Below are 14,960 nucleotides of genomic sequence, written 5' to 3'. Positions count from 1 at the left end.
CACCTCATGCGCAAGAAGCTTCGCTTTCTTTCGTCCACCGCGCTCGCGTTTCTTCTTACAGCCCAGGCTCACGCGGCCGGCTCCGGCATGCCGTGGGAACAACCGCTGCAGCAGATCCTGGAATCGGTGCAGGGACCGGTTGCCAAGATCGTCGCGGTGATCATCATCATCACCACCGGCCTGACGCTCGCCTTCGGCGACACTGCAGGCGGTTTCCGCCGGCTGATCCAGATCGTTTTCGGCCTGTCGATCGCCTTCGCGGCGTCGAGCTTCTTCCTCTCCTTCTTCTCCTTCGGCGGCGGGGCGCTCGTCTGATGATCGCCGGAGAGCAGCATATCGAGGGCTTCGAGGTTCCCGTTAACCGGGCATTGACCGAGCCGATCCTGTTAGGCGGCGCACCGCGAGCGGTGGCGATCCTCAATGGCACGGTGGCCGCGGCAATAGGCCTTGGCCTGCAGCAGTGGATTGCCGGGCTGGCGCTCTGGACCGCCGGCCACACGCTCGCGGTCTTTGCCGCTCGCCGCGATCCGGACTTCGCCGGCGTGCTTGTCCGTCATCTTCGCCTGAAGGGGTGGCTCGCATGCTGAACCTTTCGGAATATCGCGGCAAAGCTGATCGGCTTGCCGATCATCTGCCCTGGGCCGCACTGGTCGCTCCGGGCATCGTGCTCAACAAGGACGGCAGCTTTCAACGGACTTTACAGTTCCGCGGCCCCGATCTGGAAAGCGCGACGGAAGCCGAACTTGTCGGCATCTGCGCGCGGGCAAACAATGCGCTGAGAAGGCTTGGCTCCGGCTGGGCATTGTTCTTCGAAGCCGAGCGCGTCGAAGCGCTGGGCTATCCGAATTCGCGCTTTCCCGACGCGGCGTCATGGCTGGTCGATGAAGAACGGCGTGCGGCCTTCGAGGGCAAGGTCGAGCACTTCGAGAGCCGCTATCACCTGACCTTGCTGTTCATGTCGCCGCCGGACAGCCAGGCGCGGGCGGAAAGCGCGCTCGTCGACTCTCATCATTCCGAAGGCGAACGAGACTGGCGCCAGGAGCTAGCGAGGTTCCGTGACGAGACCGACCGCGTCCTCGATCTTCTGTCGGGTTTTATGCCCGAAGTGCGCATGCTCGACGATGCCGAGACGCTGGCTTACCTGCACGGCACAATCTCCACCCGCCGCCATCCCGTCACCGTACCAGAAACGCCCATGTATCTGGACGGCATCCTGATAGATGCGCCGCTTACCGGTGGCTTGGAGCCGATGCTGGGTGAGCAGCATCTTCGTACGCTCACTATCCTCGGATTCCCGAACGTCACGCGGCCGGGAATTCTCGACGCACTCAACCACCGGGATTTTGCCTATCGCTGGATGGCGCGCTTCATTCCGCTCGACAAGACGGACGCCACCAAAACGCTGACGCGGTTACGCCGGCAATGGTTTGCCAAGCGCAAATCGATCGCCGCTATCCTGCGCGAGGTTGTGACCAACGAACCCGTTCCGCTCGTTGATAGCGATGCCGACAACAAGGCACTCGATGCCGACGAAGCACTTCAGGCGTTAGGCGGCGATCATGTCGGCTTCGGCTATCTCACCACGACCGTGACGGTGTGGGACGAGGACCGCCAAGCCGCCGCCGAGAAACTTCGCGCGGTCGAGGGCATCGTCAACGGGCTCGGCTTCACCACGATCCGCGAAAGCGTCAACGCGGTCGAGGCATGGCTCGGCTCGTTGCCCGGCCATGTCTATGCCAATGTTCGCCAGCCGCTCATTCATACACTGAACCTTGCCCATCTGATGCCGCTGTCGTCGGCGTGGGCCGGTCCGTCGGAGAACGAGCATCTCGCCAAGGTCACCCGGCGAGTGGCACCTCCGCTTCTCTTCGTCGAGACCAGCGGGTCGACACCGTTTCGGCTTTCCACCCATGTCGAAGATGTCGGCCACATGCTGATCGTTGGACCGACCGGCGCCGGCAAGTCGGTGCTGCTTGCGCTGATCGCTCTTCAGTTCCGACGCTACGCCGGCGCGCAGGTCTATGTCTTCGACAAGGGCAATTCAGCCCGCGTGGCGACACTCGCCATGGGTGGAGAGCACCACGCGCTCGGCGCGGACGGGGCGCTTTCCTTCCAGCCGCTGCGCAACATCAACGACCAGGCTACCCGCAGTTGGGCGGCCGAATGGATCGCAGGCCTCATTGCCCATGAGAACGTCACCGTCACCCCTGAGGTAAAGGAGGCAATCTGGTCGGCACTGAGCAGCCTTTCCACCGCGCCGGCGCAGGAACGCACGCTGACCGGCCTTTCGGTCCTGCTTCAGTCCAATGCGCTGAAGTCCGCATTGATGCCGTACACGCTCGAGGGCCCGTTCGGCCGGTTGCTCGACGCCGATGATGATCGGCTGGCCTTGTCGGATGTGCAGTGTTTCGAGACCGAAGAACTGACGCACAGCCAGGGCGCTCTCCTGCCTGTGCTCACCTATTTGTTCCATCGCCTCGAGGAGCGGTTCGACGGACGGCCGACACTGCTCATGCTCGACGAGGCGTGGGTCTATCTCGACAATCCGCTGTTTGCCGCCCGCATCCGCGAATGGCTGAAAGTGCTGCGCAAGAAGAATGTGTCGGTGATCTTCGCCACGCAGTCGCTTGCCGATATCGCGGGCTCTACAATCGCGCCCGCAATCATCGAGAGCTGCCCACAGCGCATCTTCCTTCCCAATGATCGTGCCGTGGAACCGCAGTCGAGAGCAGCCTACGAGAGCTTCGGTTTGAACGAGCGGCAGATCGAATTGGTCGCCCGCGCCACGCCGAAACGGCACTACTATCTGCAATCGCGCCGTGGAAACCGTCTGTTCGAGCTCGGGCTCGGCCCCATCACGCTCGCGTTTTGTGGTGCCTCCGATCCATCCACGCAGACCCTGATCGGCAACGTCCTGTCCGAGGACGGGCAGGGCAGCTTTGCCTCCCGCTTCCTGAGCGCGCGCGGCCTTAATTGGGCCGCCGAGCTTCTTCTGCAATTCCCTCAACCAGACAAGGAGCAATCATCATGATGGGACGCCGCCTTTTCACGAGCTTGGTCACCGTCTCTCTGATCGCCAAGCCGATGGCCGACTATGTTCAGCCAGCCTATGCCCTGATCGTCTTCGATCCATCGAACTATACGCAGAACGTGCTCTCGGCGGCGCGCGCATTGGAACAGATCAACAACCAGATCCAGTCGCTGCAGAACCAGGCCACCATGCTACAGAACATGGCGCGCAACCTTCAGAGCCTGGATTTCTCTTCGGTGGGCCAGCTCACCGGTTCGCTCCAACGAATCGATGGTCTGATGGATCAGGCAAGTGGCCTAAGCTTCGATCTGAACCAGCTTCAGGACCAGTGGCGCCAGCAATATCCGGAAAGCTACGACGCCACGATCAAGGTCAGCGACCTAGCGAGCGCCGCGCGCGAACGTTGGCAGAGCGCCATGCAGGGGTTCCGCCAGACCATGGGTGTGCAATCCCAGATCGTCGGGAATGTCCGTGGCGACGGCGACCTGCTTGCTGATCTCGTCAACCGCAGCCAGGGCGCGGCTGGCGCGCTTGAAGCAAGCCAGGCCACCAATCAGCTGATCGCGCTTTCGACCAAGCAGCAGATGCAGATTCAGACGCTGCTCGCGACGCAGTTTCGGGCTGAGGCTGAAGATGCCGCCCGAAAGGCGCAGTCCGAGGAAGCCGCCCGCCAGACGACGAAGCGCTTCCTGGGCACCGGTACAGCCTATCCCGGCAACTGATCACCAGTTCTCTACGACGAGAAAGGCGGCGGCATGAACGACCTTGGGGTCATCGATCGCTTCATGGAGACCTTCATCCGCTATATCGACAGCGGGTTCGGTCTGCTCTCGAGCGACGTCGCCTTCCTCACTACCACCCTGATCGGCATCGACATCACACTTGCGGGTCTCGCCTGGGCGCTTGGAGGCGAGCCCAACATTTTCGGCCGGCTCATCCGCAAGGTGCTCTATGTCGGCGTGTTCGCCTTCATTCTGAACAATTTCAAGAACCTCGCAGACATCATCTATCGGTCCTTTGCCGGTCTCGGCATCAACGCCTCCTCCGGCAATCTGTCCGCCGACAATCTCCTGCATCCTGGCCGCATTGCCGCGACCGGTTTCGAGGGCGCTTGGCCGCTGCTCGATCAGGCAAGCCAGCTTCTTGGCTTCCCGGAAATCTTCGGCAATGCGCTCACCATCTTCGTCCTGCTCATGGCCTGGTTCCTGGTCATCATCGCCTTCTTCATTCTCTCGATCCAGCTCTTCATCACCATCCTAGAGTTCAAGCTCACCACACTGGCGGGCTTCACTCTGGTCCCTTTCGCGCTCTGGAACCGGTCGGCGTTTCTCGCTGAGCGTGTGCTCGGCAACGTGATCTCATCGGGCATAAAGGTGATGGTGCTCGCCGTCATTGTTGGCATCGGCTCCACGCTCTTCGGCGAGTTCGCGTCCGCGCTGCAAGGCAAGGAGCCGGACTTGGCTGCCGCCATGTCTCAGGTGCTAGGAGCATTGGCGCTGCTTGGGCTCGGCATCTTTGGGCCTGGGATCGCCTCAGGGCTTGTTTCCGGCGCGCCGCAGCTTGGCGCGGGCGCTGCCCTCGGAACCACCACGGCGGCCGCCGGTTCAGCACTCGTTGCCGGAGGCGCTGCGTTTGCCGGTGCGCGCATGGCAACTGGCGGCGGTCTAGCGGCAATCCGGGCCGGCACAGCCATGAGATCGGCTGCTTCCTCGGCATGGCAGATTGGGCGTGCAACTTCGCCCGACTCTGGCCTGTCCGGTGTGGCAGCTGGAATGCAGGGTGTGGCGGGTGCCGCCGGCGGCGCCGCGATGCGGGCAGCGCGATCTGCCACCGGAGCATTCGGACGCAGCGCCGATGCCGGTCGGGAAGCCGCTTGGATCGCGACTGGCGGTACGCCGACCGCGTCAATGGTCGGAGGTCCAGCCAGTACGGCCGCTAATGCCGCGCCGACATGGGCGAGGCGCTTGCGTTCCGAACAGACCGCTCGCGCGCATCGACACGCCGCCATGCAAGCAGTCCGTGATGGCGACAGGCCTGGAGGCAGCGCCAATCCCTCTCTCAATGACAAGGACGACTAGATGCTCTTCAAGCGACCCGTTCAACGTTACGGCAAAACACCCGAACCGGTTACGCCGTATCAGAAGGCCGCCCAGCTCTGGGACGAGCGGATCGGCTCATCTCGAGTACAGGCCCGCAACTGGCGGCTCATGGCCCTCGGCTGTCTGGCTTTGGCAACTGGACTCTCCGGCGGACTTGTATGGCAGTCGATGCAGAGCCGCGTCGTGCCTTACGTCGTTGAGGTCGATCGCTTCGGCGAGGCGCGCGCCGTTGCGCCGGCAATCCGGGACTATGAGCCCTCAGATGCCCAGATCGCATGGCACCTCGGTCGTTTCATCCAGAATGTTCGTTCCGTCTCCACCGATCCGGTGCTGGTGCGGCAGAACTGGCTGGTAGCCTATGATTTTGCCACAGATCGAGCAGCGCTCTTTCTCAACGAATACGCCAAGTCGAACGACCCCTTTGGTCAGATCGGCACGCGTAGCGTGTCGGTGCAGGTGACCAGCGTGGTCAAGGCTTCTGACAGCTCGTTCCAGGTCAAATGGACCGAGCAGGTCTTTGAGCGCGGCAGCCTGGCCAGCACGACGCGCTGGACCGCGATCCTCACCATCGTGATCCGCCCGCCGAGCAATACCGATCAGCTTCGCAACAACCCGCTCGGCGTTTTCGTCAACGCCATCGACTGGTCGCGCGAGCTCGACAGTGCCGCGCCGACATCCGTTTCCCCGAAGGAGCCCGCCAATGACAAATAGAACGCCATCGTTCCGTGCCGTGCTGATCATGTCGACGTCGGCCGCCGTCCTCTCCGCCTGTGCATCGAAGCCGGTGCCGCCACCTGAGATTTCCTATGACGCTGCTGAGTTCAAACCAGCGGCAATTGAGAAGGCGCCGGAAAAGCCGGTCAGGATCGTCGAAGTTCCAAAGCCCTTGCCGCTACCCGGCCAGCTACAGCCCGCTCCGGGCAAAACCGTCGAGGACAAACGCTCCCCTGAAGAACGTGTCGCGGATGCCAACAAGGCGGCGACACAGCAACCCACCAAGTATGGCTATATCAACGCGGTACAGGTCTATCCCTACACGGAAGGCGCGCTTTACCAGCTTTACGCAGCACCCGAGCGCGTCGTCGACATCGCCCTGCAGCCAGGCGAGAAACTCTCATCCGTGTCGGCTGGCGACACAGTGCGTTGGGTGATTGGCGACACCGTCAGTGGTTCCGGCGACAACCAGCGAACCCATGTGCTGGTGAAGCCCTTCGCACCGGGGCTTGGCACAAATCTGGTCATCAGCACTGACCGGCGGACCTACCACCTGCAGCTTCAAAGCACGGAAAAGACCGCTATGGCGGCGATTTCCTGGACCTACAGCGAGGACCAGATCATCGCGCTTCGCCAGCGCAACGCTCAGGCCGAGGCAGCCATGCCAGTAGCGTCGAACGTGGCGCTCGAGAATATTCGCTTCCGCTATTCGATTGCCGGCGACACACCGCCATGGAGGCCGACGCGCACCTTCGACGACGGCAGTAAGGTCTATATCGAATTCCCGCGCCGCATCGATCAGGGCGAGGCACCGCCGCTCTTCGTCGTCGGTGCTGACGGGGACAGCCAGCTCGTCAATTACCGCATGCGCGGCAACTATTACATCGTCGATCGCCTCTTTGCCGCGGCCGAACTGCGGCTCGGCACCAAGCAGCAGCAAGTGGTGCGCATTACGAGGAATGACGGCCGGCAACTGCCGCGGCGGATCCCACTTTTTGCGCGTTCCGGCAGGTGAGGGGGGAAAGGTTCATGACCGATACTTCCCGCTCCAATGCTCCGCCGAAACTCGATCCCGAGCAGCTGCAGTTACGGGCCTCCCCCGTCGTGCGGTGCGGTTCAAGCGCGGCGTGATCATCACGATCGCTGCACTCGGATCGGGCGCCGTGCTCGGCGTCACCATGATCGCGCTCCGGGGACCGGCTCTGCGCTTCAAGGAGCAGGCGGAAGAGCTTTACAACACCGGGCGCAAGCCAACCGCCGAGGGACTTGAAACGCTCCCCAAAGACTACTCCGGGATCAAACCGAAGGCGCCGGTGCTCGGCCCACCATTGCCAGGTGATCTCGGCCGGCCGATCCTTGAACGTCAGCGCCAGCTCGGCATCGCGCCAGGGTATGAGATTTCGGACGAGGAGCAGCGCCTTGCCCAGCAGGCGATCGAGGCACGCGAATCGAAAGTGTTTTTCCAGATCGAAAATCGACTCCGGCAGTCGGATGTCGCCGGCAGTGGGCACAGTGTGCAGCAGCCGTCTGAGGCACCGCTTCCGCAATCCGAGGCAGCACGGGCCTCAGCCTCAGTTGCGCCGGCCGAGGGCGACCAGAACAATCAACAACGCAAGCTCGATTTTGTCAGCGAGCGGAACACAAGCGGGACCTACAATCCGCATGCGCTGCAGACGCCGGCTTCGCCGTATCAGCTGATGGCCGGCAGCGTGATTGCAGCGAGCCTCATCACCGGCATCAATTCCGACTTGCCCGGCCTCGTCGTCGCACAGGTCACCGAGACCGTGCATGACACAGTCACTGGCAACACTTTGCTCATCCCGCAAGGTTCACGTCTGATCGGCACCTATGACAGCGTTGTCGCCTTTGGACAAAGGCGCGCGCTGCTGGTCTGGCAACGCATTCTGCTGCCCGACGGCTCGTCAATCGAAATCGACAATCTGCCCGCGACAGACACCGCCGGCTATGCTGGCCTTGAGGACAAGGTGGATTTCCACACCTGGCAGCTGATCAAGGGAGTTGCCTTAGCCACATTGCTAGGCGTCGGTACGGAATTGAGCCTCGGGGAAAACGAAAGCGATCTGGTCAAGGCAATCCGTGAATCCGCCCAGCAGAACGTCAGTCGGGCCGGACAGCGCATCACCGAAAAGAACCTCAATATTCAGCCCACGATCACCGTCCGCCCCGGTTGGCCGCTGCGCGTCGTCGTACACAAGGATCTCGTGCTGCGGCCGTATCCGATTGAACAGGAGTAGTCATGGCCAACCTGAAACTTGGAAAGCTTCCGGACCGGACACCTTCGAAGATCACCATCACCGTCAGCGCCGACCTGAGCCAAGCACTCAAGGACTATGCGGCGCTTTACCGTCAGACCTACGGCGATTCTGAGTCGGTAGCTGAGCTCATCCCCTTCATGCTGGCCGGGTTTCTGGAAGGCGACCGAGCGTTTGCCAAAGCCAGAAAGGAAAGTTTGCCGGCCGCCAGCATGTCGGAGAAATCGCGACGCCAGCCAGGGTCAGGTTAACCGAAGCATAGAGTTGGTCAATGGCGCGCATCGCCGTTCGTTTGGCAAGCGTGTTTAACTTTTCCGTACGCGAAAGTAGGAATCTGCCTTAGGGACGAGGTGGGGACGCCGGAAGGCACGACCGGACGATATCGTCGCCTATGGCCAGAGACCTTCGTATCTGGTCCGTGATGCGACGGTCGCCCATGAACGGTCAAAAACGTATCTCAATCGGTTCGCGATCGACTGAAAACGGTGACCGCTCGTCTGTGGTGCTCAGATTGCCACCGAGTGCCTTGCCGTTCCGCTTTCGAAATATTTGTCGAACTTGGCCGCGATGCTTCGGACGAAGGGGCGACGTTCAGCCGGCACCAGGAAACTTTCGCCATCAAGTTCGAGCAATCGAAGGGGATCGTTTAGGGCCATGGAACTCGACTGAAGAAGGAGCCTCTGGCCGGCTGAGCCGAAGCGCTCCACCAGATCGATCGCCGAGAAGGCGAAATCGCACATCAGCCGCTCGATGATCCAGCCTCGGACGCGATCGTCGTCGGAGAGCACGATGCCGCGGACAGCGGCCAGTCCGCCATCCGCAACCATGCGACCATACTCGGCGGTCGAAGGCATGTTCTGGGCATAGCCCTGGCGAAATTGGCTGATCGAAGATGGGCCAAGGCCAATCAAGGTTTCGGAGCGATCCTCGGTGTAGCCCTGGAAGTTCCGGCGCAAGGTTCCGGCGCGGGACGCGAGCGCCAGCGCATCGCCCGGTTTTGCGAAATGGTCGAGGCCGATTGCCTCATATCCCTTGTCCACGATCGCGCGCGCGGCGAGTTGCGATTGAGCAAACCGCTCCGCGGGACCGGGCAACCATGCCTCGTCGATCATCGTTTGATTTTTCTTGAACAAGGGCACGTGAGCGTAGCCGAACAGAGCCATCCTGTCCGGTTCCAGGGTCAGCGCCTGCGCTATTGTGGACCAGACGCTCTCCCTGGTTTGGTGCGGCAGGCCGTAGAGCAGATCGAGATTGATCGATTCAACGCCGCGCGAACGAACTCCGTCGACGACTGCTTTGGTCTGCAAAAAGCTTTGCTCGCGGTTGATCGCCTTTTGCACTTTCGAATCGAAATCCTGCACGCCGAGTCTCGCCCGCGTCATGCCGATTTCGGCGAGTGCATCCAGGCGTGCTTCATCCATGTCGTTGGGTTCGATTTCGACGCTGATTTTCGCGTCCGGAAGAAAATCGAAGCTGTCCCGCAAGACCGTGCCCAGTGCCACCATGTCCTCGGGCTTCAGCATCGTCGGCGAACCGCCACCGAAATGGACCGCCCGAACACGACCCTTGCCGCTGACAAGGCTGGCAATCGTCGCGATTTCCGTGCGCAGCGTGCGGAGATAAGCAGACACCGGCTCGTAGTGGCGCGTCTGCTTGGTATGGCACGCACAGAACCAGCAGAGTCTGTCGCAATAGGGGATGTGCAGATAGAGCGATATCTCGTCACCACTTTCGAGCGCCTCCAACCAGCCACGGTAAACGGCAGCATCGACGCCCGCATGGAAATGCGGCGCGGTCGGATAACTGGTATAGCGCGGGACGTTCTCGCCAAGTCTGGCAGCTAATTCCGGTCGCATGTCGTGGTCCACCGTGTTTTCCTCGCCGGAACTCTGGACGCATCGAAGAGCCAAAGCCCTGATTTCGGTCAACCTTCAGCACGGACAAACTGCCGCAAGGATTTCTCTGCCGTCGATTGCTATCCTGCTGGCACTTGGGACCGGTAAAGCGAACGAAATGACAGTACGGCAGGACATTCACAGTTCCGGCATTCCCGTCCTTTGCCTGTCTTGCGAGGCACGGCATCGTGGCGTCTGCGGTGCGCTCGATCCAGACGAGTTGGTGGGGCTCGCCAAGACTTCGTCGCGACACAGAATCGAGCCAGGGGTCGAGCTGATCGGCGACGCCGAGGCCGTCGACAGCTATGCAAACGTGCTTTCAGGCGTGGTGAAGCTCACGAAGAGCCTTTCGGACGGCCGCCAGCAGATCGTCGGTCTCCAGTTCGCACCGGATTTTCTGGGACGGCCCTTCAAGGTGAAAAGCGCGATCAACGCGGAAGCGGCAACAGCTGTCTCGCTATGTTCGTTTCCGAAGGCGGCCGTTGAACGGATGATGAAGGAATCGCCGGAACTCGAGCATCGCCTGCTCAAGCAGACGCTGAACGAACTCGACGAAGCACGCGAATGGATGGTGACGCTGGGGCGCAAGACCGCATCGGAAAAGGTGGCGAGCTTTCTCCTCATGATCGCCCGGAATATCGACCCCAATGTTGACCCGGCGGCCAGGTCGGCGTGCTTCGATCTGCCGCTGACGCGTGCCGACATCTCTGATTTCCTCGGACTTACGAACGAGACCGTGAGCCGCCAGCTGACGCGATTGCGGGCTGACGGCGTGATCCGGATCGAGAACAACCGCCATGTGACCGTGGACAGCATGAGCCGGCTGGAGCAGCGCTGCGGCGGCCGAGGCGCGCGGTAACCGCCCTTGGAATGAGACCTAAGCGCCGGGCCTACGTCGCTTATTCCGATCCGCGGCAGGACATGCTCGCGTTCGAACGCGATGTGTCGCCGCACGCCTTCGAAGAAGCCGCGTAGCATGAACCCGAAAGCTTCCGCAGTCTCTATCGGATCACCATGACCGATCGCCAGGAGCGTTTCGGCCACCTCGTCGGCGAAGCATTTATCCTCGACATGCTCGGCGCGCAACCGGCTGGTGGAGGCAAGATTGGCCTCGGCTGAGGTCAAGTACGCCTCATCCACGGGGAAAATGACCGTCTCGTCGAACCGATGGATGTCACGAAGCAGCGAACGACCGCGCTGGCTGTGCCACGGCATTTGAAGCGATCGACGCTCGGCAAGGCATCGGCAATACTTTCCAGCGCGTCGCAGAGCCGCAGTTTTTCCCAATGGGCGCTTAATTACATCGCCCGGACCGCCTCCGCTCGGCCAGGCCCGGCGGACGCCGGACTTGTCCATTAGCGGGGCGGCCCGTGCTGCGTTTCCAAGTTCAATCGCCACCTTCTGATTGCACCGAGCTCGATCTGCCCGAAGCAAAATCGTGTGGCCCTGACATGGATCAGGGCGAGCAGGCCGCGGCTGAGGAATTAATGCACCGCGGATTTGGCGTCCGCGCATCGGAATCCGAGGTCGGGAAATGTCATGAAATTCGGCACAGAAATCGTCGCTTTGGGCCTTTTCGCGTTTGTGGCGCTGGTGGCCGCCGGCTTTGGGGTGGATGAGCCTTTCCGGCAGCATATGTGGGTGCTGTTTTTTGTGCTGCTCGGTTTTGTCGCTATCCTCATCCGCAACACGAGTTTCGAAGTGGCCGCTCCGATCGACCCATCCGCTTACATGGATGGTCCAATCCGGTATGGCGCCATCGCCACCATGTTCTGGGGTGTCGTCGGCATGCTGGTCGGCGTGGTCATTGCGCTGCAACTTGCCTACCCGGATCTCAACATCCAGCCCTGGTTCAACTTCGGCCGACTGAGGCCGCTGCACACATCCGGCGTCGTCTTTGCTTTCGGCGGCAATGCTCTGCTTTGCACGTCCATGTACGTCGTGCAGCGCACCTGCCGCGCCCGGCTGTTCGGCGGCGATCTCGCCTGGTTCGTGTTCTGGGGCTACCAGCTCTTCATCGTCATGGCCGCGACCGGTTACCTGCTCGGCATCACCGAGAGCCGCGAGTACGCCGAACCTGAGTGGTACGTGGACATCTGGCTGACCATCGTCTGGGTCGCCTATCTCATCCTGTTCCTTGGCACGATCCTGAAGCGCAAGGAGCCGCATATCTACGTCGCCAACTGGTTTTACCTCTCCTTCATCGTGACCATCGCGATGCTGCATCTGATCAACAACCTGTCGATGCCTGCCTCCTTCCTGGGCTCGAAAAGTTACTCCGCCTTCTCCGGCGTCCAGGACGCCCTGACGCAATGGTGGTACGGCCACAACGCCGTCGGCTTCTTCCTCACCGCCGGCTTCCTCGGCATGATGTATTATTTCGTACCCAAGCAGGCGAACCGGCCGGTCTATTCCTACCGCCTTTCGATCATCCATTTCTGGGCGCTGATCTTCCTCTACATCTGGGCCGGGCCGCATCACCTGCATTACACTGCCTTGCCCGACTGGGCGCAGACGCTCGGCATGGCGTTTTCGATCATGCTCTGGATGCCGTCATGGGGCGGTATGATCAACGGTCTGATGACGTTGTCCGGTGCCTGGGACAAGCTGCGCACCGATCCGATCATCCGCATGATGGTGATGGCCATCGCCTTCTACGGCATGTCGACCTTCGAAGGCCCGATGATGTCGATCAAGGCGGTCAATTCGCTGTCGCACTACACGGATTGGACCATCGGCCATGTCCATTCCGGCGCGCTCGGCTGGGTAGGCATGATCTCGTTCGGCGCGATCTATTTCATGGTGCCGAAGCTGTGGAACCGTGAACGTCTCTATTCGCTGCGGCTGGTCACCTGGCACTTCTGGCTGGCGACCCTCGGGATCGTCGTCTACGCCGCGGCAATGTGGGTCTCCGGCATCATGCAGGGCCTGATGTGGCGCGAGTACGACGAGCAGGGCTTCCTGGTCTACTCCTTCGCCGAAACCGTCGCCGCCATGCACCCCTATTATGTCATGCGCGCCATCGGCGGCGCCATGTACCTGTCCGGCACCCTGATCATGGCCTGGAACATTGCCATGACCATCCTCGGATACCAGCGCGAGGAGGATCCGATGCCGGGCTCCGTCCCCGCCCTCCGGCGTGCGCGATCAGGAGCCAGAAAATGGGCTTGATGGACAAACACGCGGTCATCGAGAAGAACGCCACGCTTCTTCTCGTTGGTTCCCTGCTGGTGGTGACGGTCGGCGGCATCGTCGAGATCGCACCGCTCTTCTATCTCGACAACACGATCGAGAAGGTCGAAGGCATGCGACCTTACTCGCCGCTGGAGCTCGCCGGGCGCAATATCTATGTGCGCGAGGGCTGCTACCTCTGCCACAGCCAGATGATCAGGCCGTTCCGCGACGAGGTCGAGCGCTACGGTCACTACAGCCTGGCGGCCGAGTCGATGTACGATCACCCTTTCCAATGGGGTTCGAAGCGCACAGGACCTGACCTCGCCCGGGTCGGCGACCGCTACTCGAACACATGGCATGTGCAGCATCTAGCCGATCCGCGCTCGGTGGTGCCGGAATCGATCATGCCGAGCTATGCGTTCCTGAAGGACACGTCGATCGAGGTGAAGGACTTCTCGACGCATCTGATCGCTAACAGGCGCGTAGGCGTCCCTTACTCCGATGACATGATCGCTCAGGCCAATGCCGACCTGATGGCGCAGGCTGATCCCAATGCCGACACGTCCGGCCTGGAAAGCCGCTACCCCAAAGCCAAGATCGGTGACTTCGACGGCAACCCGCAGCAGGTCACCGAAATGGATGCCCTGGTCGCCTATCTGCAGATGCTCGGCACGCTGGTCGATTTCAAAAACTATGACGAAGCCGCCGGCTACCGCTGAGGAGAATGGCCATGGACTACAATCTGATGCGGAAATTCGCCGACAGCTGGGGCCTGCTCGCGATGGCGCTGTTCTTCATCGGATGCATTGCCTTTGCACTTCGTCCCGGCAGCCGCAGGCAAGCCGACGAAGCCGCCCGGATTCCCCTCAAGGACGATTGATCATGAGCGGCGAGCACATCGACGAAGTGTCGGGCATCTCAACGACCGGCCACGAATGGGATGGCATCCGGGAGCTCAATAACCCGCTCCCGCGCTGGTGGGTCATCACCTTCTATATCACCATTATCTGGGCGATCGGCTATACCATCGCCTATCCGGCATGGCCGATGCTGACCTCCGCGTCCAAGGGTGTGCTCGACTATTCGAGCCGCAACGACGTCAAGAAAGCACTGGCCGCCGCTGAAGCCGCCAAGGCCAAATATGTCGCGGCGGTGGAATCGAAAACCATCTCCGAGATTGCTGCTGACGATGCATTGCGCGAGTTCGCCATCGCTGCCGGCGGTGCGGCATTCAGGGTCAATTGCGTGCAGTGCCACGGCTCGGGCGCGCAAGGGTCCAAGGGCTTTCCCAACCTCAACGACGACGACTGGCTCTGGGGCGGCAAGGCCGAGCAGATCCAGCAGACGATCACGCACGGCATCCGTTTTGCGTCTGACCCGGACACGCGACTGTCGGAAATGCCGGCCTTTGGTGACATCATTACCGCTGACCAGATCGCTCAGGTCAGTGCCTACATCGCCAGCCTCTCCGGCAAGGTCCAGGACGCCAGTCTGATCGAGCCTGGCGCGAAGGTCTTTGCCGAAAATTGCGTGGCCTGTCATGGCGACAACGCAAAAGGCAATAAGGAGTTCGGCGCACCCGACCTGACCGACGCGATCTGGCTCTATGGACCGGGCGAGACAGCTATCGCCGCGCAGGTCCGCGCACCCAAGCACGGCGTCATGCCGGCCTGGATCGGTCGTCTTGGCGAAACCAAGGTCAAGGAGCTCGCGGTCTATGTCCATTCGCTTGGCGGCGGAGAATAGGAACGGAAGCCTATTCTCGGCCCCTCCC

The 14,960-nt window shown here is 61.4% G+C and carries 15 protein-coding genes and 1 pseudogene; 14 read left to right on the top strand and 2 right to left on the bottom strand.

The features are described 5' to 3' along the window. The first annotated feature begins 6 nt into the window (after positions 1-6). From AC56QQ_RS30015 to AC56QQ_RS29975, 9 genes are all read left to right on the top strand, one after another. A complete protein-coding gene (locus tag AC56QQ_RS30015; protein ID WP_111546811.1) occupies positions 7-315 on the top strand; it encodes a TrbC/VirB2 family type IV secretion system protein in 309 nt (102 codons plus the stop codon). After that, complete coding sequence (locus tag AC56QQ_RS30010; protein WP_489859692.1) at positions 315-587, top strand: VirB3 family type IV secretion system protein; 273 nt, start codon at positions 315-317, stop codon at positions 585-587. Before AC56QQ_RS30015 ends, AC56QQ_RS30010 begins: the two co-directional genes overlap by 1 nt. Continuing rightward, positions 581-3,031: a conjugal transfer protein TrbE gene (trbE, locus tag AC56QQ_RS30005; RefSeq protein ID WP_489859693.1), complete on the top strand. Its 2,451-nt coding sequence runs from the start codon at positions 581-583 to the stop codon at positions 3,029-3,031. The genes AC56QQ_RS30010 and trbE overlap by 7 nt, the downstream gene beginning before the upstream one ends. Next, positions 3,028-3,753: a P-type conjugative transfer protein TrbJ gene (gene trbJ, locus AC56QQ_RS30000; RefSeq protein ID WP_489859694.1), complete on the top strand. Its 726-nt coding sequence runs from the start codon at positions 3,028-3,030 to the stop codon at positions 3,751-3,753. Before trbE ends, trbJ begins: the two co-directional genes overlap by 4 nt. Positions 3,754-3,786: 33 nt before the next feature. Further along, entirely contained in the window at positions 3,787-5,109 is a 1,323-nt protein-coding gene (trbL, locus tag AC56QQ_RS29995; RefSeq protein WP_489859695.1) for a P-type conjugative transfer protein TrbL, read from the top strand. Further along, complete coding sequence (trbF, locus tag AC56QQ_RS29990) at positions 5,110-5,841, top strand: conjugal transfer protein TrbF (protein ID WP_489859696.1); 732 nt, start codon at positions 5,110-5,112, stop codon at positions 5,839-5,841. It abuts the gene before it with no gap. Beyond that, on the top strand, positions 5,831-6,859 hold the full coding sequence (gene trbG, locus AC56QQ_RS29985; protein ID WP_489859697.1) for a P-type conjugative transfer protein TrbG: 1,029 nt from the start codon (positions 5,831-5,833) through the stop codon (positions 6,857-6,859). Before trbF ends, trbG begins: the two co-directional genes overlap by 11 nt. A gap of 112 nt (positions 6,860-6,971) precedes the next feature. After that, on the top strand, positions 6,972-8,099 hold the full coding sequence (locus tag AC56QQ_RS29980) for a TraB/TrbI/VirB10 family type IV secretion system protein (RefSeq protein ID WP_497124428.1): 1,128 nt from the start codon (positions 6,972-6,974) through the stop codon (positions 8,097-8,099). A 2-nt stretch (positions 8,100-8,101) separates the two neighbouring features. Next, entirely contained in the window at positions 8,102-8,368 is a 267-nt protein-coding gene (locus AC56QQ_RS29975; protein ID WP_489859699.1) for a DUF2274 domain-containing protein, read from the top strand. A 255-nt stretch (positions 8,369-8,623) separates the two neighbouring features. Here AC56QQ_RS29975 and hemN read toward each other — a convergent pair whose 3' ends face one another. Continuing rightward, a complete protein-coding gene (hemN, locus tag AC56QQ_RS29970; protein ID WP_489863630.1) occupies positions 8,624-9,973 on the bottom strand; it encodes an oxygen-independent coproporphyrinogen III oxidase in 1,350 nt (449 codons plus the stop codon). A 157-nt stretch (positions 9,974-10,130) separates the two neighbouring features. Here hemN and AC56QQ_RS29965 point away from each other — a divergent pair, with 157 nt between their 5' ends. After that, positions 10,131-10,871, top strand: a complete 741-nt coding sequence (locus AC56QQ_RS29965; protein WP_489863631.1) for a Crp/Fnr family transcriptional regulator — start codon at positions 10,131-10,133, stop codon at positions 10,869-10,871. A 107-nt stretch (positions 10,872-10,978) separates the two neighbouring features. Here the strand turns inward: AC56QQ_RS29965 and AC56QQ_RS29960 are convergent. After that, positions 10,979-11,227 (bottom strand): annotated as a pseudogene (locus AC56QQ_RS29960) (hypothetical protein); the annotation flags it as partial. Positions 11,228-11,551: 324 nt separating this feature from the next. On the opposite strand from AC56QQ_RS29960, the gene ccoN reads away from it, so the two are divergent. The 4 genes from ccoN to ccoP are packed head-to-tail and all read left to right on the top strand — an operon-like array spanning position 11,552 to position 14,932. Further along, positions 11,552-13,183, top strand: coding sequence for a cytochrome-c oxidase, cbb3-type subunit I (gene ccoN, locus AC56QQ_RS29955; RefSeq protein WP_489859700.1), 1,632 nt, complete (start codon positions 11,552-11,554; stop codon positions 13,181-13,183). Continuing rightward, positions 13,174-13,905 (top strand): cytochrome-c oxidase, cbb3-type subunit II, encoded by a 732-nt coding sequence (gene ccoO / locus AC56QQ_RS29950; protein ID WP_489859701.1) that lies wholly within the window; start codon positions 13,174-13,176, stop codon positions 13,903-13,905. The genes ccoN and ccoO overlap by 10 nt, the downstream gene beginning before the upstream one ends. Before the next feature lie 11 nt (positions 13,906-13,916). Further along, on the top strand, positions 13,917-14,066 hold the full coding sequence (locus tag AC56QQ_RS29945) for a cbb3-type cytochrome c oxidase subunit 3 (RefSeq protein ID WP_111546799.1): 150 nt from the start codon (positions 13,917-13,919) through the stop codon (positions 14,064-14,066). A 2-nt stretch (positions 14,067-14,068) separates the two neighbouring features. Beyond that, positions 14,069-14,932, top strand: a complete 864-nt coding sequence (ccoP, locus tag AC56QQ_RS29940) for a cytochrome-c oxidase, cbb3-type subunit III (protein ID WP_497124426.1) — start codon at positions 14,069-14,071, stop codon at positions 14,930-14,932. Positions 14,933-14,960 lie beyond the last annotated feature (28 nt).

Source organism: Mesorhizobium sp. RCAM 05099, assembly GCF_059683685.1.
This window is presented reverse-complemented; position numbering and strand designations above follow the sequence as displayed.

What these genes read in the sequence shown, in the direction of transcription:
- AC56QQ_RS30015 (WP_111546811.1), top strand. Translation starts at nt 7, where the DNA reads ATGCGCAAGAAGCTTCGCTTTCTTTCGTCCACCGCGCTCGCGTTTCTT.
- AC56QQ_RS30010 (WP_489859692.1), top strand. Translation starts at nt 315, where the DNA reads ATGATCGCCGGAGAGCAGCATATCGAGGGCTTCGAGGTTCCCGTTAAC.
- trbE (WP_489859693.1), top strand. Translation starts at nt 581, where the DNA reads ATGCTGAACCTTTCGGAATATCGCGGCAAAGCTGATCGGCTTGCCGAT.
- trbJ (WP_489859694.1), top strand. Translation starts at nt 3,028, where the DNA reads ATGATGGGACGCCGCCTTTTCACGAGCTTGGTCACCGTCTCTCTGATC.
- trbL (WP_489859695.1), top strand. Translation starts at nt 3,787, where the DNA reads ATGAACGACCTTGGGGTCATCGATCGCTTCATGGAGACCTTCATCCGC.
- trbF (WP_489859696.1), top strand. Translation starts at nt 5,110, where the DNA reads ATGCTCTTCAAGCGACCCGTTCAACGTTACGGCAAAACACCCGAACCG.
- trbG (WP_489859697.1), top strand. Translation starts at nt 5,831, where the DNA reads ATGACAAATAGAACGCCATCGTTCCGTGCCGTGCTGATCATGTCGACG.
- AC56QQ_RS29975 (WP_489859699.1), top strand. Translation starts at nt 8,102, where the DNA reads ATGGCCAACCTGAAACTTGGAAAGCTTCCGGACCGGACACCTTCGAAG.
- hemN (WP_489863630.1), bottom strand. Translation starts at nt 9,973, where the DNA reads ATGCGACCGGAATTAGCTGCCAGACTTGGCGAGAACGTCCCGCGCTAT.
- AC56QQ_RS29965 (WP_489863631.1), top strand. Translation starts at nt 10,131, where the DNA reads ATGACAGTACGGCAGGACATTCACAGTTCCGGCATTCCCGTCCTTTGC.
- ccoN (WP_489859700.1), top strand. Translation starts at nt 11,552, where the DNA reads ATGAAATTCGGCACAGAAATCGTCGCTTTGGGCCTTTTCGCGTTTGTG.
- ccoO (WP_489859701.1), top strand. Translation starts at nt 13,174, where the DNA reads ATGGGCTTGATGGACAAACACGCGGTCATCGAGAAGAACGCCACGCTT.
- AC56QQ_RS29945 (WP_111546799.1), top strand. Translation starts at nt 13,917, where the DNA reads ATGGACTACAATCTGATGCGGAAATTCGCCGACAGCTGGGGCCTGCTC.
- ccoP (WP_497124426.1), top strand. Translation starts at nt 14,069, where the DNA reads ATGAGCGGCGAGCACATCGACGAAGTGTCGGGCATCTCAACGACCGGC.